The following is a 17716-nucleotide window of genomic DNA, read 5'->3' on the forward strand; positions in this document are numbered from 1 at the left end:
ACCGAGCGGTAATAATCTACGCATCACAGAGGAGATTCGTGATGCGAACCAAGCACACCAAGTTGTTGGAGTGGCTGAAAACCGCCTCGGACGCGGACGTTGAGCAGACCGGCACCAGCCGTGGCTACCTGAAGCAAATTGCATATGGCAACAAGCAGGCGTCGGCGATGCTGGCCTCTTCCCTTGAACGCGTGAGTAACGGGCTTCTGACCCGTAAATCCCTGCGTCCAGAGGATTGGGACGTGATCTGGCCTGAGTTGCAGTGGGTGGCCTGATCATGTCTGAGAGCCAATTAAGCCTAAGCGAAGGCGACATTGCCCGAGAGATCGAGACCCTGATCTTGCAGCGGGTTGCACAGGTCAGCCAAAAGCGTATTGCCCTGGAAACGGGTTGCAGTGAGTCGACAGTTTCTCGCTGGAACGACGGCGAGTACCAGCGCTGGGCCAAGGTCCAGGCGATGCTGGGGCTCCGCGTTGTACCGCAAACAGCTGTCGTCGTAACGGCTGAGTACCTGTCCGCATTGGAAACCATGGCCAGGATCGGGCTGAAGGCTGAGAAGAAGCGGCCGGGCCCGCTGGGGTGGGACTGACATGCAGTTCACCGTCACGATCAACCAGGCGAAGGCGCTGGACTGGGGATTGAATGCCCAGCAGGCGTTGCTGTTCGCGTTCGTCTACGAGTGCCCAAGCTGGGCCAAGTTGGTCAAGACGGACAAGGGCGATTTCTACGCCTTGAGTAAGGCAAAGATCGTCGAGGAACTGCCGCTGCTCACCGACAAGCCAGATACCGCTTATCGCCTGCTGAAGGCGATTGCAGGCGCCGGCCTGATCAACCTTTCGAGCACCAACAACATCACGCTCGTGCAGCTCACTACCAAGGGAAAGGAGTGGAACAAGAAACTGGACGGGTCGGAAAAATATCCGACCAACAAAGAGAAGGTCGGAAAAAAATCCGAGCCATCACCTCGGAAAAAAATCCGAGCAGGGTCGGAAAAATCTCCGAGCAAGGTCGGAAAAAAATCCGCGCCTGGGTCGGAAAAATCTCCGACAAATCAGGATACCAGTAATCAGGATACCAATCAGGGTACCAGTCACAGTGTGCAGGACGCCCCGGCTCTGCCGTCGCAACCTGCCGCGCTGACCTTGGTTTCGTCCGATGCGCCGCGCTGCGAAATCCCAGCCGACATGCCAGGGCCGAAAGATCCAACCTGCAAAACCTTCAAGGCCTGGGCCAACTACGCCATGGCCTACCGCAGCCGCCACGGCGCATGGCCAGTGTGGAACGCCAAGGCCGGTGGCCAGATCGGCCAGCTGGTGGATCGCCTCGGTATCGACGTTGCCCATCACGTCGCCGCGTACTTCGTCCGGATCAACGACAGCAAGCTGGTCAACCGCCTGCACAGCCTTGGTGACCTGCTCCAGAACGCCGAGGCATACCACACCCAGTGGGTCACCAATCGCCAGATGACTGGCACCACTGCCCGCCAGATCGAGCAAACCCAAGCCAACGTCAGCGCTGCCGAGCAGGCGCTGCAAGCGCAGCGAGCCAAGAGGGCTGCAACCCATGCTGAGTGAAGACCAGCAAGACCAACTGCTGCTGTCCCTGTTCGCCACCGCAGAGGTGATGGGTCAGCAGCTCACCCAGGGCGCAGCACTGCTGATGGTCGAGGACCTACGCGAGTACAGCGAACCCATTCTGAGCGGTGCGCTCCGCAACTGTCGCCGTGAAGGTGGTCGGCTGACGGTGGCCGCGATCCTCAAGCACGCCCAGGCCGCTGATGGCCACCCAGGCAAGGACGAGGCCTGGGCCATAGCCCTGTCGGCCAGCGACGAAAGCGAGACCGTGGTGATGACCGCCGAGATTCGCCAGGCGATGACCGCTTCAGGTCCCGTGCTGGAGGCTGGCGACAAGGTCGGCGCGCGTATGGCCTTCATGAGCGCCTATGAGCGCTTGGTCATCGCAGCAAGAGCTGAGGCGACCCCAGCCAAGTGGGAAGTCTCCCTGGGTTACGACCCTGCGCGTCGCGTAACCGCGATCGAATCCGCCGTGCGTTCGAAGCTGATCAGCCAAGAAGCTGGTGCAAAGCATCTTGCTCACCTGCGCATCGCGCCGCCCCGCGAGGATGGATTAGCTATTGCTGGGCTGATCAACGGACAGGTGCGGGAGAAAGCCAGTCCCGAGATGCGGCAAAAGCTCGCCGAGGTCCGCTGCATCATCCAGGCAGCTCAAGCCAAAAAAGACCGTCAGCGCGTCAAGGATGCCCAGCGCCGCCGAGTTGAAACCTATCTGCGCAAGCGGCAGACACGCGCCGCAGTCGCTCAGTTGAACATCAAGCGCGCCGAGCAGCCGGCTGGGGAGGGGGTATGAAGATTTACCTGACTACCAGGCAAGTGATCGCGATGCGCAACATCGCTCACGCTCTCAAGGCCTTCTACGCCGACCCAGATCCGTACGCGGGCAAGTTCATCCCTCAATCCTGGATTGGAGTGCTTGAGGACCGTACGGCTCTCATTTGCGAGCAATGCCATGGGGAAGGCCGGGTAGGCGGCATGACTCCCGATGGCTATGACGACCACAAGTGCGAAGCCTGTGACGGCTTTGGGCTGAACCTGGAGCAGCACTGATGGACACCAACAAAATGCGCGAAATGCGCGATGCCTTCGAGCGCACCAACTCCCGCGACCATCGCCGCCAGCCGCCGAAGGGAAACAACTACATCGATCCGATGGCCCAGGCCGATTGGGAGTCGTTCCAGAAAGGCTGGCTGGCCTCCCGCGAGGCCCTGGTGGTTGGATTGCCTATTGATGTCTCAGGTGGGCTGTACCGGCTGGCATTGGAAGACTGTGGCCGCTGCATTGAGGCCCAAGGCCTGAAGGTGACCCCATGAAGCGCGTATGGACCGTAATAGTAGGCCCCAAGGCCTTCCAGATGGTGCTGATGGAGCAGAGCTTGGATCAAGCCGGCGCGCTGCGTGAGGCGCAGTTGATCTGGCCTGAGTGTGAGGTGCAGCCATGACCGCTGAAATCCATCAGTTCCCAGCCTCGCGAACTGCTCATAACCGTCGAGTTGCTTCCGAGCAAGCGAAGCGCAACGAACTGGCTGAATACCTGCGTACAGTCGCCAAGTGGATTCAGGCTGACGACGTCAAGTGCGATCCCCAGGCGCTGCTGCTCGTTCTTTCCGGGAAAGCCGGGGACGAGGTCGTCTGGAAGGGCTACGCGGACAACCCCGATGTGAGCCTGCGTGATGCTGGGCATGCCGCTTACGCCCAGGTCAATACAACGTTCAAGCGCCGCGGCGGGAACTTCCATGATCGGAGGAAGCTATGACTGACTTCGTGATGCACAGCATGGCCGACGCCAACCGCCTGATGGGTGTGCTCCAGGCCCAGGACTTCACCCGCCCCAAGAAGATCGTCATCAAGGACCAGGACCGCAGCGGCGAGCAGAATAAGAAACTTCACGCGTGCTTGAGCGATATCGCCAAGCAGGTCGAGCACGCCGGCAAGAAATGGGACGTCCTGATCTGGAAGCGCCTCCTGACAGCCGCCTGGCTGCGCGAGAGCGGCGAACAGCCCCAGCTGATACCAGCGGTGGACGGCAACGGCTTCGACGTCGTGTACGAGCGCACAAGCCAGCTCAGCATGAAGCAGTGCGCGAGCCTGCTGGAGTGGATTCAGGCGTTCGGCGCCGAGCACCAGGTGCGGTGGAGCCAGAAGGATCTGTGGGAGGGGCGTTACTGATGAGCCATCAATTCAAGCCGGGTGACCTTGTGGTCATCGTGGGAGCCAACTCGCTGACCGAGAACATCGGAAAGCACGGAGAGCTTCGCGAGTACGTTGAGCCTGGCGATATCTATCTGGCGCCGAACGGGCGCATGTACCGGCAGGACGACGTTCCCTGCTGGACAATCAGTGGGGAAGGACTGGCGGCCGTAATCGACGGCGAGACTGTGAGCTTCGACTTCGGTATCCATGAGCCCAGGCATCTCATGCCCCTGCGCGGCGACTTCGCCCTCGAGCAGCAGAAAGCCAAGGAGGCCGAGCCATGCGCGTAGCCGAGATCAAGCCCAAGAAGTGCAAGGCGCCAGGTTGCGGCCAGCGCTTCAAGCCCATACTTTCGACGCAGAAGGTATGCAGCCCGGCATGCGCCCTGGCCATGGCCAAAGACCCGAAGCTGCAGAAGGTAGCGGCCAAGGCCATCACCAAGCAGAAGCGTCAGGACCTTCAGGAACGCCGGGAAAAGCTGAAGACGAAGGGGGAGCACCTGCGGGAGGCCCAGCAGGCGTTCAACGCTTACATACGCGAGCGGGACCGTTTGGCGGGGTATGCGTGCATCTCCAGCGGCCGGCCCCTGGACTGGAACGGCAACGCCGTAGATGCGGGGCACTATCGCAGTACAGGTGCTGCCCCACACCTCCGCTTCGATGAAAACAACTGCCACGCACAAAGCAAACACGACAACCGCTACCTCTCGGGCAACGTAGCCGAGTACCGCTTGGGGCTGATCCAGCGCATCGGGCTGGCCGCAGTCGAAGCTCTGGAGGCTGACCAGGCGCCGCGCCGCTACACCATTGAAGACCTGCAGGCCATCAAGGCCACCTATCGCCAGAAACTCAAGGACCTCCGGAGGGCCGCAGCATGAAGTATCAGAACGTGATATCCGCAGTAGTGCGCGCCCTGGCGGCCGAGACGATCAACAGCGCGGGCGGTTGCAGCGTTGAGCCCCGGGTGCAGACCAGCAAACTGAAAGGGGAAATCACCGGCAAAGACGCGGCGCTGCTGGCCGATTGTATTGTGCACAAGATGCTGCATGCTCAGCTCAGCCCCAGGCACTGGCACGCGCTGCTGGCCAAGTACAGCACGCACAAGGGGCGCAAGGTGGATGCGATCGGCAGATTGGTACCAGTGGTGCCCACGCCAGCGCCCAAGCGATTCACGCAGCAAGCCGTACTGGTGTGGGCCGTACCGGAGCAGCGCAAAGGTGTGCAGCGCATTGCCACCCAAATCAAGCCCGCCAAGCCGGTGGAGTGCAAAGACAACTGTGGCTGCAAGAAGCATTGCAAACTGGAATGGCGCAACCAGGCCGCCCAGCGCAATGTGCGGCGCGCCAACGCTCACGCCCAGGCGGTTGCCGAGCAGCGGCCGGGTGAAATGATCGTTCTGGCAGCTTCTAACTACGACATGACCACCTGGGACGATCAAGGGTTAACGGAGCGTACATACCAGCGCTGGAGCAAGGCCATTCGCGGCTCGCTCGAAGGTCTGGTCAACGAAGCGCTGGTCGAAGCACAGCACATGCTGGAGGCAGTAGGCGTGCTAAATTCCGAAGCAGCTTGACGGCTGATCCGCGTAGCCGGCGATCAAATGCCTTCCAGATTTTTGGGGGGCAACTCACATTCCAAAAGGTTTTTTAATGGAAGAGCTGACTCCATCCATCTGGTTTCCCGTAGTGACTCTCATAGCCGGCGCTGTACTCAAGGGCCTATTTGACTGGCTTGCTGAGTCCCGTAAGGCCTCAATCGAGCATCGCGTCAGATTCGAAAAGCGGCAAGAGGTGCTGTTGATGCATCGGCTTGAAACCCAGAGAAAGCTATTGCCTGAACTGCAGGAGGCGTTACTGGAATTAATGCGATGCACCGGCTTAGTGAATCTTGCAGATATCACCAGTTGGAGAGATTCGGGCAAATGGGGTAAGGGTAAGCTTCCTAATGATCTTGATGAAAAATCAAGAGTGGCTTTCAGGCAGGTAACGCTGTTTCGAGTGAGGGTGCAAGACGAAGCATTGCGCGCAGCGATCCTGGACCTGAGCCTGACCTGCACAAGTGTTAGCGTTGCCGGCAGCGAATCTGAATCGAACAAGTTTTTGGAGGATGCTTCATTCAAGTATGACCATGTCAATGAGCAGATCGGACGGGTGCTGCGCGCCCTCGACTCTAGCGAAAACGCGATTTTCGAAAATCCTTGACGTTTATGTCGCAATGTCGCAATATTTGTCCATCCTGTCATTCCTGCGCACATTGAGGAATGGCACATAGAGCCCGGCCACTGAGCCGGGTTTTTTTATTGCCCCGAGAGGCCATCAAGAGTCCCGAAGAACACAAACTTTGGTGAATGCCTGATTTTTCAGAGTGCACGGAACGAATTGATAGCACTATGATTCTGATAGCTTGCTAAGAAAAACCATCAGGATTCCGTGATTATGAAAAAAATCATCGCTGCTGCGGTGTTCTCCCTATTGGCCACCAGTGCACAGGCTGCTGATCTATCTGGCGCAATCGGTGCAACTAGTCAGGGCGGCTTGACCGCTCGCGCAGCTGTGGGCTTCAACTGGGACAAGAGCTGGTTTGAGAGCAGCACCGGCCGCTTAACCGGGTACTGGGATGCTGGCTACACCTATTGGGAAGCTGGAGACGCTTCTGGTGGAGCCCATTCGCTGTCCTTCGCCCCTGTGTTCGTTTATGAATTTGGCAGCGGTAACATCAAGCCTTTCATCGAAGCGGGGATTGGGCTCGCAGTGTTCTCGGGCACCTCTGCAGGTGACCAGGAGTTCGGCTCGGCTTTCAACTTCGAAGACCGTATTGGTGCAGGCCTGAAGATTGGCGAAACGCAAAAGGTCGGTATCCGAGCGATCCACTATTCCAACGCTGGCATCAAGCAACCGAACGACGGCATCGAGTCATACTCGCTGTTCTACAGCCACCAGATCTAATTTACAGACCCTCCCTTGCCCGCCTAGCGCGGGCTTTTTTTGCCTTTCATTGGGGTTCGGCGCCTGTCCTGCGAGACAATCTCGTCTCAGCTATCGAATTGAGCTTCAGGCGGGAGTCTGTAGCCGGTCATCTCGGCACTCAGAGCAAACCGCTTTTCTTCAGAGCTCATTTGCTCAAGCTGCGATTTAGTCCAGTTGTGCTTCTGCATCAGATAGTAATTTACTGCCGAAATACCATACAGGTCTGGCGGCAGTAGGTGGGTCTTTGCCAGGTGATCTCCAAAAACATCAAGGATGTAGGCCATCTCTGCTTCAGCCTGATAGAGGCGCAGAGTTGTTTCATAGTGACTTCTTGACCTGGGCACTGCGGCGCTCCTGGTAGGGCAGAAAAATCGATCTTGAAGTGTGACATCAAGTCGCGCTGTCCGACACAACAGAATTACCGGCCCCGACGTTCGCCGCAGCTCATTCCTTTCAGGAGAAATTGATGGACCCGACCGATCTCGGCCCAGGCACAGCCACCTGGCTGGGCGGTACGGGCACCGTCCTGCTGGGCGGCTTCCTTTGGCTGCGCAAGTTTTTATCGAAAGATGCGGCCGATCGCGCGATGGACAATGCCGACATCGGTACGGTGCGCCGCCTGAACGAACTGCTCGACTCCGAGCGCGAGGCACGCAAGCTCGCCGAAGCCCGGGCTGACCAGTTCGCCAAGGAACGCAACGACCTGGCTGCCACCGTTGGGCGCATGGAAGGGAAGATCGAGGCGCTGACCAGTCAAGTCGGCCAGCTCACTGAGCGCGTATCGCTGCAAAGCGAAGAGATCGCCCGCCTGCGCACCAAGCTCGGAGGTATGTCGTGATGGACAGATGCGCACTTGAATTTATCGCCCGCCGCTGGTGGCGCCGCATTGAGGTTTGGGTGATCGCCCTGTTGCTTGTAGTGGGTGGCGGGTTCGGCGGTTACCAGCTCGCCCAATGGGCGTTAGCCCGGAACTACCTGGAACAGGTCGCCGAGATCCGCAGCGCCTATGACGAAGCCAGCCAGCAGCGTGATCAGCGCCTGGATGAATTGGCCAGGCAGACGGGTAGTGCAGCGGCCAAGGCGTCGAAAGCCGCAACTACAGCCACCAAAGCAGCCGACAAGGCAGACCAAGCTGTAGATAGGGCCGGGGAAGCGCTCAACCGTTTTACACCCTGAGACGCGCCACAAAATCGATATGCGCCGTTTCGTGGCGCGGGAGTACCCATGAGCAACGTGACTCGAATCCGACACGCGCTACCGGTGAGCCAGGACATCGCTGCTGCGGTAGCAGATCTTGACGCTGCCTTGGCGAAAGCCATTGAGGCTGCGAAGGATGCGGGGCTTCCGCAGGGTCTGCTGGTTGGCCTGCTGCATGGTCACGCGCACGCCGAGACGCACAAGATGGTGGTCACATGAAGGTCGTCGAGTTTCAGCGCGAGAACTGGCGCAATGCAGCCAAGACGCTGCGCACGATCGCCGACCAGCTGGATAGCGGCGAGCTTCCCCCGTGCAACATCGGCACCTTGGCCATGCGCAGCCCCGAGGGCCAGGTCGAGATATTCGGGTTCGGCCCGGCAGCGGATGACCTGCAGGCCCTGGCGCTGTTCAGGCTGGCCGAGCAAAAGCTGATCGACGTGCTGCTGGATGGTGGGGAAGGATAGGTGTGCCGCACGGGAAAGCGGCACGAATCGATCAGCCTTTCAAGGCAGCCTGGATCTGATCAGCGTACTTTGAAAGGTTATTGAGCTCCTCTTCGAGATCCACCGAAGTCGGGCTTGATGCGCGCGTAGCAATGAGTTCAAGAGCCGCTGCCACGGCATATGCGCGCTTAGAACCTGGTTGGATTCGCATATCCACGCCAGCGTGTAACGCATCTTCCTGAAGGGTTTTAGACATGCCATTCACCTTGAGTTGAGTTGATCGTTATAAATACCGGCCCATGGCCACCGTTTCAAGAGGAAGGTGAGCCATGAGCAGACCAATGCCGCCGGCCGACCTGCTCGAATCGCTATGGCTAACCCTGCAGCCAACCCCTGATGTGTGGGAGTGGATACAGGCCGAGATCCTTGCCACCACCGGCAGCATCCACAACGAAGAGCACACCCACCTCATCGATGCGAGTATCGGTGTGCTGTGGGCCTCCTCTGCATTCGCGAAGAAGGGCAGAACAGTCCTTGGCCAAGCTGAGCAGGTGATGCACCGCGCAGGCGGCTGGCAGAAGGCCCGGCAAGAGCAGCAGATGCGTGAGTGGTTCGGCGAAGAGCCTCAGTTCCTCATCACCCTGGCAGCCGACTACTGCGCCCAGTGCACAGAAGCGGAGTTCTGCGCCCTGGTCGAGCATCAGCTCTACCACATCGCTCAAGCGACCGATCAGTACGGCGCACCCAAGTTCACCCAAGACGGCTTGCCCAAGCTGGAGATGCGTGGACACGACATCGAAGAGTTCATCGGTGTGGTTCGTCGCTACGGTGCGAGCAACGACGTACAGCAGCTGATCGACGCTGCAAGCCGGCCGCCCGAGGTGGCCAAGATCAACATTGCGAGGGCCTGCGGAACCTGCCTGCTCAAGTCGGCCTGAATCCTGACAGGTCCTGACGGACGACATTCACATGGCAGCACTACGAAGCGAGGTCAAAGCCTTCATTGTTCAGGCTCTGGCCTGCTTCGATACACCGTCGCAGGTGGTGGAGGCCGTCAAGAAGGAATTCGGCATCGAGCTGAGCCGCCAAACGTGCGAAGGGCATGACCCGACCAAGTACGCAGGGCGTGGCCTTGCTCAGAAGTGGATCGATCTGTTCAACGACACCCGCAAGCGTTTCCGCGAGGAGACAGCTGAGATCCCGATCGCCAACCGTGCGTTTCGCCTTCGCGGCCTCGGGCGTATGGCCGAGAAGGCCGAGAACATGCGCAACCTGGCGCTTACCGCCCAGCTGTACGAGCAGGCCGCCAAAGAGTGCGGCGACATGTACGTCAACCGCAAGATCGAACCCGATAAGCCCCTGGGCTCCCAGGCGGACCAGCAGCACGCCGTTGCTGAGTACACGCTGGAGCCAGACGAGAATGCCCCGACTACCCCGCACCTATGACCCGCCGGTTAAGCTGACGCCGAAGCAGGCGAACATTTACGTGTGGGGCTTTCAGCCTGAGGCGCGTTTCCGTGATGCGGTGTGCGGGCGTCGATTCGGCAAGACCTTCCTTGGCAAGGCAGAAATGCGCCGCGCGGCCCGGCTGGCTGCGGAGTGGGGCGTGAGCGTTGAGGACGAGATCTGGTACGGCGCGCCTACGTTCAAACAAGCCAAGCGGGTATTCTGGCGCCGGCTGAAGCAGGCCATTCCTGAGGCCTGGCGCGCGGCACGCCCAAACGAGACCGAGTGCGCGATCACGCTTAAGTCGGGCCACATCATGCGTGTGGTCGGCCTAGACAACTACGACAACCTTCGCGGCTCCGGTCTGTTCTTTGTGCTAGTGGACGAGTGGGCCGACTGCCCATGGGCAGCATGGGAAGAAGTGCTGCGTCCCATGCTCTCGACCTGCCAGTACACGATCCCTCAGACGGGGGAGTCGAGGAAGGGCGGTCATGCGCTGCGGATCGGCACACCGAAGGGCTTCAACCACTGCTACGACACCTACCGCGACGGACAGCCTGGCGGCGAGCCCGACCACAAGAGCTGGCAGTACACCTCACTGCAGGGCGGCAACGTCCCAGCCGAGGAGCTGGATGCGGCCCGCCGCAAGATGGACCCGCGTACCTTCCGCCAGGAATACGAAGCCGGATTCGAAAACTACGCGGGTGTCGTCTACTACACCTTCGACCGGAAAGAGTGCCGCACCAGCGCGCGCATCGAGCCAGGTGAGGCTCTCCACATCGGCATGGACTTCAACGTCATGAAGATGGCTGCGGTGGTATACGTCGTGCGTGACGGCCTGCCGCTGGCGCTGGACGAATTCCACTCGGTGCGTGACACGCCGGAGATGATCGAGAAGATCAAGGCGCGATTTCCTGGGCATGGCATCTCCGTGTATCCAGACGCCAGCGGACAGAACACCAGCAGCAAGAACGCCAGTGAGTCGGACCTGTCCCTGCTAAAGAAGGCCGGCTTCACCGTCGTGGTCGACTCGCAGAATCCTGGCGTCAAGGACCGCATTAACGCGGTCAACTCCATGTTCCTGAACACATATGGAGAGCGTCGCCTCAAGGTGAATATTGACCAGTGCCCGCAGCTCACGCAGTGCCTGGAGCGCCAGACCTACACGGACAAGGGCGAGCCGGACAAAGACCCGAAGAAAGGGCACGACCACATGAACGACGCCGCTGGCTACTTCATCGCCAAGCGCTTCCCAATCAAGACACAGTCGGCTGGTACCCGCCGCATCGGAGGTTTGGCGTAATGCCTGTCCAATCGACTAACCCTGACTACGACGTCCACATCGATGAGTGGCGGATGATGGACGATGCCCTAGAGGGCGAATGCGCCATCAAGGCCAACGTACGCAACTTGCCCAAGCCGAGCGGAATGGTCGAGGCGGAGAAGCTGGACGGCGCTGCCAATGCGTACCTCTACCAGAACTACACCGCCCGGGCGCAGTACGAACACTGGGTGCGCGACTCGCTGCGCTCGATGATGGGCCTGGTGTCGCGGCTCATCCCTGAGGTGAAGCTGCCCAGCGGCCTCAAGGGCGTCGAAGAGAACGCCACCGCCGACGGCTTCGGGCTGACCCAGCTGTTCCTACGCATCGTGCGTCAGACGATCTCACACGGCCGAGTACCGCTGGTGGTCAACGTGGACGACAAGGGCCAGCCGTACTTCGCAACCTACGCTGCCCGGAATGGCATCAACTGGGACACTGCCGACCAAGGCGGGCGCCAAGATCTGGTGCTGGCCGTGTTCCGCGAGTTCCGCAAAAAGGCCGAAGATCGCTACAGCCACGACTGTCAGACGGTCTACCGCGAGTTCTACATGGACGGCGAGGTCTGCTACACGGCAGTCCGCAATGAGGCTGGCGAGCTGATTGAGGACGAGAAGCCGCTCGGGACGGTCGGCTCTGGCAACCAGTTGGTGCGCGGACTCGAGTACATCCCGGTCATCTACTGTGGTTCGACCGACAACTCGCCTGACGTCGACGAGATCCCGCTGCTCACCATGGCACGGGCCGCGATCAAGTCCTACCAGCTCAGTGCTGATTACTTCACCGCGCTGCACCAGACGAGCCACCCGCAGCCCTGGGTATCCGGCCTGGATGAAGAGGTCGAGCTGAGCGTGACAGGGCCGTCGGCGGCTTGGGACCTTGGCAAGACCGGCACCTGCGGCTACCTCGAGTTTCAGGGCGCTGGGGTGCAGGCGGTACGCACCGCCATGGCCGATCAAAAGAGCGCAGCCCTCGAGGCTGGCGCCAAGGTCATGGACGTGTCCGGCACCGAGTCGGGCGAGGCCCGCAAGACGCGCCAAAACGACCAGCACGCCACGCTGCACAGCATAGTGATCACCGCTGCCAGCGCGATTGAACAGGCCTTACGCTACGCGGCGGAGTGGACCGGCTACAACCCCGAAGAGGTGGTGTTCAAGGTCAAGCCTGAGTTCATCATTCCCGAGGTCAATGCCCAGGTGCTGGCCGAGCTGCAGAAGAGCGTCATGGCCGGAACCATCAGCGCCGACACCTACTGGCAGTACCTCACCACTGGCAAGCTGCCCGAGCGGGCCTACGACGAAGAGGCCGGGCTGATCAGCGACGAGCGCGAGTCAGCCGGCATCAACTTGGACATTGACGATGGCGACGAAACCAACGCAGACGGCGGACGAAATGCTGCTGGAGCAGGTCAGTCGGCACGCGGTGCTGCTGGAGCGGCTAAAGGCCGGTGAGGTCAAGAAGTTTGAGACGATCCTGCGCCAGGTGGATACGCAGGTGCGGGACCAACTCACACGCCGCGAGCTGACCACCTACAGCCGAAGTCGCTTGGAAGAGTTCCTGTCGAGAGTTGGCGGCAAGCTGCTGGGCATCTACCAAGCCTTCGGCGACCGCATGCAGGCCGACCTGGTGGACATCGCGCAGTACCTGTCCGCTTTCGAAAGCCGTAGCCTGGCGAAGGCGCTGCTCATCGACGCCATCATGCCGACAGACGCGCTGATCCGGGCCGCGATCAACACACAGCCTCTTCAGGTAGCAGGGATCGAAGGCGGTACGCTGCTGAAGCCCTTCCTGAGCGGCTGGACGAGGAATGAATCCACCCGCGTGACCAACGCCATCCGCCTTGGCGTAGTCCAGGGCCAGACAAATGCCGAGATAACCCAGGCCATCCGCGGCACAGCCGCACAGAACTTCACCGATGGCGTGCTGGCGGTCAGCAACCGCAACGCTAAGGCAGTCGTGTACACCGCCGTGCAGCACGTCTCCGCAACAGCGCGAATGGAGACGTTGGCCGCGAACGCTGAGTTCGTCCCGGGCTACCGGATCGTGGCTACCCTCGACCGAAAGACCAGCCAGCAGTGCAAGAGCCTGGACGGTCGCGAGTTTGAGTTAGGGAAGGGCCCGGTGCCGCCTTTCCACATCAACTGCCGCACGACTATCACACCGATCACTAAGCTGTCCGCGGCATTTGCGAAGGGTGCAACACGCGCCTCAGTGGGTGCTTCTGGTGGCGCGCAGGTCTCCGCCAGCCTCAGCTACTACCAGTGGCTGAAAACGCAGCCACCGGCGTTCCAGGTCGCGGCGCTGGGGCCGGTGCGCGCCAAGCTATTCCGCGATGGCGGGCTCACTGCTGAGCGGTTCGCCTCGCTGCAACTGGACAAGAACTTCAAGCCTCTGACGTTGGACCAGCTCAAGGAGCTGGAGCCGCTGGCGTTCGAGAGGGCCGGTATTAGCTGATCTGCGCCACAAAACACGTAGCCACGGTTTCGTGGCGCGCATTACGGCCTCGCACTGCGGGGCTTTTTTCTGCCCGCCAGGCGGGCTCACCAGTCCCCAGGGGATAGCGACATGCCTTTTGACTTCGACCCGGCCGCCCATGGCCTCACCCTCGACGAAACCCAAACTGCCGCGCTGAAGGCGGCGCTCGGCGGCGAGGTGCAGAAATTCCTGGACGGCGAGGTCTCGGGCCTCAAGTCCAAAAACACCGAGCTGATCGGATCCAATAAGGCCATCAAGACCGAACTGGACAAGCTGAAAGGCCAGTTCGACGGTCTGGATATTGAAGCGGTCAAGGGTCTGCTGGCCAAGGCCGGGCAGGACGAAGAGACCAAGCTGATCGCCGAGGGCAAGCTGGACGAGGTCATCAGCCGCCGCACCGAGCGCCTGCGCACCGACTTGGACAAGCAGGTCAAGGCCGCCAACGAGCGCGCCGACAAGGCCGAAGCCTTTGCTGCCAAGTACAGCGACAAGGTGCTGGCTGACTCCATCCGCGCTGCCGCCATCAAGGCCGGCGCGCTGCCTGAGGCTGCCGAGGACATCATCCTCCGCGCCCGCGGCACCTTCAAACTGAGCGAAGACGGTGAGCCTGTTGCCACTGACCGTGCCGGCGAAGTCGTGTACGGGAAGGACGGCAAGACCCCGCTGTCTCCCCTCGAATGGGCGGAATCGCTGCGCGAAACCGCTACCCACCTGTGGCCAAGGGCTCAGGGTGCCGGACAGACCGGCGACAACGGTGGCAAGGCCACGAAGAAATGGGGCGAGTACACCGAGACCGAGCGTGCTGCGATGGCTCGTGACAACCCCGACGCATTCAAAAAACTCCAAGCCACCCGAGGAACCTAACCCATGGCATCTACCCAACTGTCGGACATCTTCGTTGCCGACTACTACGGCACTCTGGAGCCGGTGAACTCGCCCGAGAAGACCGCCGTCTACGAGTCCGGCATCATCACCCGCTCGGCCACCCTGGACAACATCGCCAAGAACGGCCAGGGCACCTCCGAAATCAGCTACTGGCAGGATCTCGACGCCGATGAGGCGCCGAACATTTCTAACGATGACCCCGACGACCTCGGCGCCGTCGGCAAGGCCGAGCAGGGCAGCATGCGCGCGCGGACCCTGTACCTCAACAAAGGCTACGGCGTCTCCGACCTGACCGCCGAGCTGGCCAACTCCGAGCCGATGCAGCACATCCGCAACCGCTTCGGCACGTACTGGACGCGCCAGTGGCAGCGTTACCTGATGGGCGCCGGCCGCGGCATCATCGCGGCCAACATCGCCCAGAACGGCGGCGACATGGTCAAGGATGCGGGCGCCTCGATCAGTGCCAACGCATTCCAGGATGCCGCGTTCACCGCAGGCGACGCCGCCGACATGTTCGGCGCCATCGGCGTGCACTCGGTCGTCATGAACCAGATGGTCAAGCAGGACATGATCGAGTACCTGCGCGACTCGCAGGGCAAGATCATCCTGGCCACCTATCTGGGCAAGCCAGTGTTCATGGACGATGGCCTGACCTACGCGCCAGGTCAGTTCCTCTCGCTGTTCTTCGGCCAGGGCGCCTTCGGTTATGGCGAGGGCGACCCGCACATGCCGGTCGAGATGCAGCGCAAGCCCGATGGCGGCAACGGCGGCGGTGCCGAGGTGCTGTGGGAGCGCAAGACCTACATCCTCCAGCCGGCCGGCTTCAGCTGGCAGGGCAGCGAGAACCGCAACCTGAGCCCGACTGCCGCCCAGTACGCGTCGGCGGCCAACTGGAAGCGCGTCTTCGACCGCAAACAGGTGCCGTTCGCCGCAGTCATCAGCGGCACCGCCACTCCTTGACCCCATGATGCGGGGCGCCGGCCTGGCGCCCTACGCAGGAGATCAGCATGAAAGTCATCTACACCAACACCCCGGGCAGCGAGCGCGGCACCTGCTATCGCCGTCTGGACCAGTTCTTCGGAGTGATCGACGGCGCAACGCAGGTTGTGGTCGAGGGCGAGGCGCCCGAGATCGTCGAGGCCTACGAGGCGGCCGGCATCAAGGTTGGCGACCAAGGCGGCCAGGATCAGCCTGAAACTGACCCGCACAAGATGAACGTCCCCGAGCTGAAGGAATGGCTCACCGCCAAAGGTATCGAGTTCGACGCCAGCGCGAAGAAGCCCGACCTGCAAGTCCTGATCCCGCAGGAGTAAGCGATGACCGACTTCATCACCGTTGCTGACGTCGATGCAAAGCTCGGCCAGGGCTGGGCAGGTGCCGGTGATGCGGTCCTTGCTGTGGTCATGGCCAACGCCTGGCTCACGGCCAAGATCAAGCGTCCACTACCCAGTCCGGTGCCGGACGCAATCGTCAGCGCCGGCGCACAGGTGGCCAAGCTGGCCGCAGCCGGCAAGCTCTACAAGGACACCCAGCGCGAGGTGCAGAGCAAGACTGTTTCGGCGCAGGCCGGTACCTCGACGAGCAAGACCTACGTCGCCGGCTCAACCGATCGCTCAACCGCCGAGAACTTCGCACTGGACTTGATCGCGCCTTGGACCCGCCGCCCGGGCACCGTGCTGCTCAAGAGGATCTAGTCGATGAGCATGCGCGAAGAAATCCAAGCGGACCTGGCCGAGGCGTTCGACGATCCAGAAGGGCTGGCCGATGCAGTTCGACCGGTAGCGGGGTCGCGCTCCATAAAGGGCGGCTACGATCCGGCCATCGGCGGCACGATGCCGGCGTCGACTGTGCACTACACCGGGCGAGGCGTGTTCGGCAGCTACCTGGCCAAGGAGATCGACGGCTCACGCATCCAGACCGAAGACGTGAAGCTGCTGGTGCTGCAGAACGAGCTGTTCGAAGAGCGGGACGGCCAGACCAGCGAAACCCTTGCGGCGCCCAAGATTGGCGACCAGGTGAGCGGCTATCGAGCACTCAACGTGTCCGAGGATCCTGCCCAGGCCACCTGGACCATTCAACTGAGGAAGTGACCATGCCACGCGGCGCACACATGACGCAGCGGTACGGCGGGCTTGAGGGTGGTTTTGCCGAAAGCATCCGGGCCTTCGCCGAGCAGGCCGAGCAAGCGCTGGACGCCACCTTCCGCGAGATCGTGATCGAGATCGGCAGCAGCGTCATCCGCATGTCACCCGTAGGCAATCCGGAGATTTGGGCCGCCAACGTGGCTCACAGGGCGGCCAATACCCGCGCTGCCGACGCCTACGACTTCAAGGTGGCCGTCCGCAACACCCTGATCAACCTCAATGAGAGCAACTTCACCAAGGCCGGTAAGCTGCGCAAGGGTGTGAAGTACGCCAAGCCCCTGACAAAGACCGAGCGGGAGCAGAACTTCTCTGTGAACGGCCTGGTAGCGGGACAGGGCTACGTCGGCGGGCGGTTCCGGGGTAACTGGCAGTTCTCCATCGACTCGCCGGCGACCGGTGAGCTGGATCGCATCGACCCATCGGGCAGCGTGACGATCGCCGATCTGATAGCCCAGGTGCAGGCCCTTACCATCGGCCAGACGGCCTACATCGTGAACAACCTGGCGTATGCCATTCCGCTCGAGTACGGCCACTCCACCCAGGCACCCAACGGCATGGTCCGAGTGACCCTGGCCAACTTCCAGCGCATCGTCGACGAAGCCATCAGGAACAACCGCGTATGAGCCATGCACGAGCCCGCCAGGCTATTGAAATCAAGCTGATGGCCTGGGCCTCGGCGCGCCCGATTCGAGTGGCGAACTTCGAGCAGGAGTTCGAGGCCGAGCCCAGCGAGACCTACCTGCGTGCCTACCTGCTCCCGGCCGGCACCACCTGCCGCTACCTGGGCGGAGAGGCTTACGAGTACACCGGCGTGTACCAGGTCAGCATCGTTTGCCCGGCTGGCCAGCCACTAGCTACTGCCGAGGCCTTGGTCGGCGAGCTTTCGAGTCTCTTCCGGGTTGACTCGGAACTCAGCCGCAACGGCTTCGAGGGCCTAGTCACCGAACCGGTTGACCAGGGCCCAACCATTCCCGAGTCGGCAACTTACACGGTTCCGGCCAGCTTCACTTACCGCGGTGTCGCGGACCAACCGCCCGCTGGGGCATAACCAACCGCCGCCCGGCGGGCTATCAA

Annotated in this window: 32 protein-coding genes; 30 read left to right on the plus strand and 2 right to left on the minus strand. The window is 61.2% G+C overall.

Going from position 1 to position 17716, the window contains the following annotated elements:
• The first annotated feature begins 41 nt into the window (after positions 1-41).
• The 14 genes from ACLEJW_RS09135 (at position 42) to ACLEJW_RS09200 (ending at position 6710) form a co-directional block, all read left to right on the plus strand.
• Positions 42-275 (plus strand): hypothetical protein, encoded by a 234-nt coding sequence (locus tag ACLEJW_RS09135; RefSeq protein WP_440777402.1) that lies wholly within the window; start codon positions 42-44, stop codon positions 273-275.
• A gap of 2 nt (positions 276-277) precedes the next feature.
• Positions 278-589, plus strand: a complete 312-nt coding sequence (locus tag ACLEJW_RS09140) for a transposase family protein (protein ID WP_140174336.1) — start codon at positions 278-280, stop codon at positions 587-589.
• Position 590: 1 nt separating this feature from the next.
• A complete protein-coding gene (locus ACLEJW_RS09145; RefSeq protein ID WP_440777403.1) occupies positions 591-1574 on the plus strand; it encodes a phage replication protein in 984 nt (327 codons plus the stop codon).
• The gene (locus tag ACLEJW_RS09150) at positions 1564-2367 is read left to right on the plus strand and encodes a hypothetical protein (protein ID WP_440777404.1); all 804 of its coding nucleotides are present in this window, start codon (positions 1564-1566) and stop codon (positions 2365-2367) included. Before ACLEJW_RS09145 ends, ACLEJW_RS09150 begins: the two co-directional genes overlap by 11 nt.
• Entirely contained in the window at positions 2364-2624 is a 261-nt protein-coding gene (locus tag ACLEJW_RS09155; RefSeq protein ID WP_440777405.1) for a hypothetical protein, read from the plus strand. Before ACLEJW_RS09150 ends, ACLEJW_RS09155 begins: the two co-directional genes overlap by 4 nt.
• Positions 2624-2887 (plus strand): hypothetical protein, encoded by a 264-nt coding sequence (locus ACLEJW_RS09160; RefSeq protein WP_440777406.1) that lies wholly within the window; start codon positions 2624-2626, stop codon positions 2885-2887. Before ACLEJW_RS09155 ends, ACLEJW_RS09160 begins: the two co-directional genes overlap by 1 nt.
• Entirely contained in the window at positions 2884-3015 is a 132-nt protein-coding gene (locus ACLEJW_RS09165; protein WP_317870803.1) for a hypothetical protein, read from the plus strand. The genes ACLEJW_RS09160 and ACLEJW_RS09165 overlap by 4 nt, the downstream gene beginning before the upstream one ends.
• A complete protein-coding gene (locus ACLEJW_RS09170; protein ID WP_440777407.1) occupies positions 3012-3329 on the plus strand; it encodes a hypothetical protein in 318 nt (105 codons plus the stop codon). The genes ACLEJW_RS09165 and ACLEJW_RS09170 overlap by 4 nt, the downstream gene beginning before the upstream one ends.
• A complete protein-coding gene (locus tag ACLEJW_RS09175) occupies positions 3326-3742 on the plus strand; it encodes a recombination protein NinB (RefSeq protein WP_440777408.1) in 417 nt (138 codons plus the stop codon). Before ACLEJW_RS09170 ends, ACLEJW_RS09175 begins: the two co-directional genes overlap by 4 nt.
• Positions 3742-4056 carry a hypothetical protein gene (locus ACLEJW_RS09180; RefSeq protein ID WP_440777409.1) on the plus strand — a complete coding sequence of 105 codons (315 nt, stop codon included), beginning with the start codon at positions 3742-3744 and terminating at the stop codon, positions 4054-4056. Before ACLEJW_RS09175 ends, ACLEJW_RS09180 begins: the two co-directional genes overlap by 1 nt.
• The gene (locus ACLEJW_RS09185; RefSeq protein WP_440777410.1) at positions 4047-4643 is read left to right on the plus strand and encodes a recombination protein NinG; all 597 of its coding nucleotides are present in this window, start codon (positions 4047-4049) and stop codon (positions 4641-4643) included. Before ACLEJW_RS09180 ends, ACLEJW_RS09185 begins: the two co-directional genes overlap by 10 nt.
• Entirely contained in the window at positions 4640-5338 is a 699-nt protein-coding gene (locus tag ACLEJW_RS09190) for a hypothetical protein (protein WP_440777411.1), read from the plus strand. Before ACLEJW_RS09185 ends, ACLEJW_RS09190 begins: the two co-directional genes overlap by 4 nt.
• Before the next feature lie 76 nt (positions 5339-5414).
• Entirely contained in the window at positions 5415-5966 is a 552-nt protein-coding gene (locus tag ACLEJW_RS09195; protein ID WP_440777412.1) for a hypothetical protein, read from the plus strand.
• 234 nt (positions 5967-6200) lie between these two features.
• Positions 6201-6710: an acyloxyacyl hydrolase gene (locus ACLEJW_RS09200; RefSeq protein ID WP_440777413.1), complete on the plus strand. Its 510-nt coding sequence runs from the start codon at positions 6201-6203 to the stop codon at positions 6708-6710.
• A gap of 86 nt (positions 6711-6796) precedes the next feature.
• Here ACLEJW_RS09200 and ACLEJW_RS09205 read toward each other — a convergent pair whose 3' ends face one another.
• On the minus strand, positions 6797-7015 hold the full coding sequence (locus ACLEJW_RS09205) for a hypothetical protein (RefSeq protein ID WP_440777414.1): 219 nt from the start codon (positions 7013-7015) through the stop codon (positions 6797-6799).
• A 182-nt stretch (positions 7016-7197) separates the two neighbouring features.
• Here ACLEJW_RS09205 and ACLEJW_RS09210 point away from each other — a divergent pair, with 182 nt between their 5' ends.
• From ACLEJW_RS09210 to ACLEJW_RS09225, 4 genes are read left to right on the plus strand one after another with little or no spacing between them, the layout of a single operon-like run.
• Positions 7198-7569 carry a hypothetical protein gene (locus tag ACLEJW_RS09210; protein WP_028634947.1) on the plus strand — a complete coding sequence of 124 codons (372 nt, stop codon included), beginning with the start codon at positions 7198-7200 and terminating at the stop codon, positions 7567-7569.
• Positions 7569-7907 carry a hypothetical protein gene (locus ACLEJW_RS09215; RefSeq protein ID WP_440777415.1) on the plus strand — a complete coding sequence of 113 codons (339 nt, stop codon included), beginning with the start codon at positions 7569-7571 and terminating at the stop codon, positions 7905-7907. The genes ACLEJW_RS09210 and ACLEJW_RS09215 overlap by 1 nt, the downstream gene beginning before the upstream one ends.
• Positions 7908-7955: 48 nt before the next feature.
• Entirely contained in the window at positions 7956-8147 is a 192-nt protein-coding gene (locus tag ACLEJW_RS09220) for a hypothetical protein (RefSeq protein WP_440777416.1), read from the plus strand.
• The gene (locus ACLEJW_RS09225) at positions 8144-8392 is read left to right on the plus strand and encodes a hypothetical protein (protein ID WP_440777417.1); all 249 of its coding nucleotides are present in this window, start codon (positions 8144-8146) and stop codon (positions 8390-8392) included. The genes ACLEJW_RS09220 and ACLEJW_RS09225 overlap by 4 nt, the downstream gene beginning before the upstream one ends.
• Positions 8393-8423: 31 nt before the next feature.
• Here ACLEJW_RS09225 and ACLEJW_RS09230 read toward each other — a convergent pair whose 3' ends face one another.
• Positions 8424-8627, minus strand: coding sequence for a hypothetical protein (locus ACLEJW_RS09230; RefSeq protein WP_440777418.1), 204 nt, complete (start codon positions 8625-8627; stop codon positions 8424-8426).
• Positions 8628-8700: 73 nt separating this feature from the next.
• On the opposite strand from ACLEJW_RS09230, the gene ACLEJW_RS09235 reads away from it, so the two are divergent.
• The 12 genes from ACLEJW_RS09235 to ACLEJW_RS09290 all read left to right on the plus strand — a co-directional run bounded on the left by ACLEJW_RS09235 (position 8701) and on the right by ACLEJW_RS09290 (position 17690).
• Positions 8701-9309 (plus strand): putative metallopeptidase, encoded by a 609-nt coding sequence (locus tag ACLEJW_RS09235; protein WP_440777419.1) that lies wholly within the window; start codon positions 8701-8703, stop codon positions 9307-9309.
• A 31-nt stretch (positions 9310-9340) separates the two neighbouring features.
• The gene (locus tag ACLEJW_RS09240; RefSeq protein ID WP_440777420.1) at positions 9341-9817 is read left to right on the plus strand and encodes a DUF2280 domain-containing protein; all 477 of its coding nucleotides are present in this window, start codon (positions 9341-9343) and stop codon (positions 9815-9817) included.
• A complete protein-coding gene (locus tag ACLEJW_RS09245; RefSeq protein ID WP_440777421.1) occupies positions 9792-11120 on the plus strand; it encodes a terminase in 1329 nt (442 codons plus the stop codon). The genes ACLEJW_RS09240 and ACLEJW_RS09245 overlap by 26 nt, the downstream gene beginning before the upstream one ends.
• Positions 11120-12589 carry a DUF4055 domain-containing protein gene (locus ACLEJW_RS09250; RefSeq protein ID WP_440777422.1) on the plus strand — a complete coding sequence of 490 codons (1470 nt, stop codon included), beginning with the start codon at positions 11120-11122 and terminating at the stop codon, positions 12587-12589. Before ACLEJW_RS09245 ends, ACLEJW_RS09250 begins: the two co-directional genes overlap by 1 nt.
• The gene (locus tag ACLEJW_RS09255) at positions 12531-13592 is read left to right on the plus strand and encodes a minor capsid protein (RefSeq protein WP_440777423.1); all 1062 of its coding nucleotides are present in this window, start codon (positions 12531-12533) and stop codon (positions 13590-13592) included. Before ACLEJW_RS09250 ends, ACLEJW_RS09255 begins: the two co-directional genes overlap by 59 nt.
• Before the next feature lie 111 nt (positions 13593-13703).
• The gene (locus tag ACLEJW_RS09260; protein ID WP_440777424.1) at positions 13704-14477 is read left to right on the plus strand and encodes a hypothetical protein; all 774 of its coding nucleotides are present in this window, start codon (positions 13704-13706) and stop codon (positions 14475-14477) included.
• A gap of 3 nt (positions 14478-14480) precedes the next feature.
• Positions 14481-15458: a major capsid protein gene (locus ACLEJW_RS09265; protein WP_440777425.1), complete on the plus strand. Its 978-nt coding sequence runs from the start codon at positions 14481-14483 to the stop codon at positions 15456-15458.
• A 47-nt stretch (positions 15459-15505) separates the two neighbouring features.
• The gene (locus ACLEJW_RS09270; protein ID WP_440777426.1) at positions 15506-15811 is read left to right on the plus strand and encodes a HeH/LEM domain-containing protein; all 306 of its coding nucleotides are present in this window, start codon (positions 15506-15508) and stop codon (positions 15809-15811) included.
• 3 nt (positions 15812-15814) lie between these two features.
• Positions 15815-16192, plus strand: a complete 378-nt coding sequence (locus ACLEJW_RS09275) for a hypothetical protein (protein ID WP_440777427.1) — start codon at positions 15815-15817, stop codon at positions 16190-16192.
• A 3-nt stretch (positions 16193-16195) separates the two neighbouring features.
• Complete coding sequence (locus tag ACLEJW_RS09280; RefSeq protein WP_440777428.1) at positions 16196-16588, plus strand: hypothetical protein; 393 nt, start codon at positions 16196-16198, stop codon at positions 16586-16588.
• Between the two features lie 2 nt (positions 16589-16590).
• The gene (locus ACLEJW_RS09285; protein WP_440777429.1) at positions 16591-17265 is read left to right on the plus strand and encodes a hypothetical protein; all 675 of its coding nucleotides are present in this window, start codon (positions 16591-16593) and stop codon (positions 17263-17265) included.
• A complete protein-coding gene (locus ACLEJW_RS09290; RefSeq protein WP_440777430.1) occupies positions 17262-17690 on the plus strand; it encodes a phage tail terminator-like protein in 429 nt (142 codons plus the stop codon). Before ACLEJW_RS09285 ends, ACLEJW_RS09290 begins: the two co-directional genes overlap by 4 nt.
• The last annotated feature ends 26 nt before the right edge of the window (positions 17691-17716 follow it).

Source organism: Pseudomonas sp. SMSB3 (assembly GCF_052041965.1).
In the GTDB taxonomy this organism is placed as follows: domain Bacteria; phylum Pseudomonadota; class Gammaproteobacteria; order Pseudomonadales; family Pseudomonadaceae; genus Aquipseudomonas.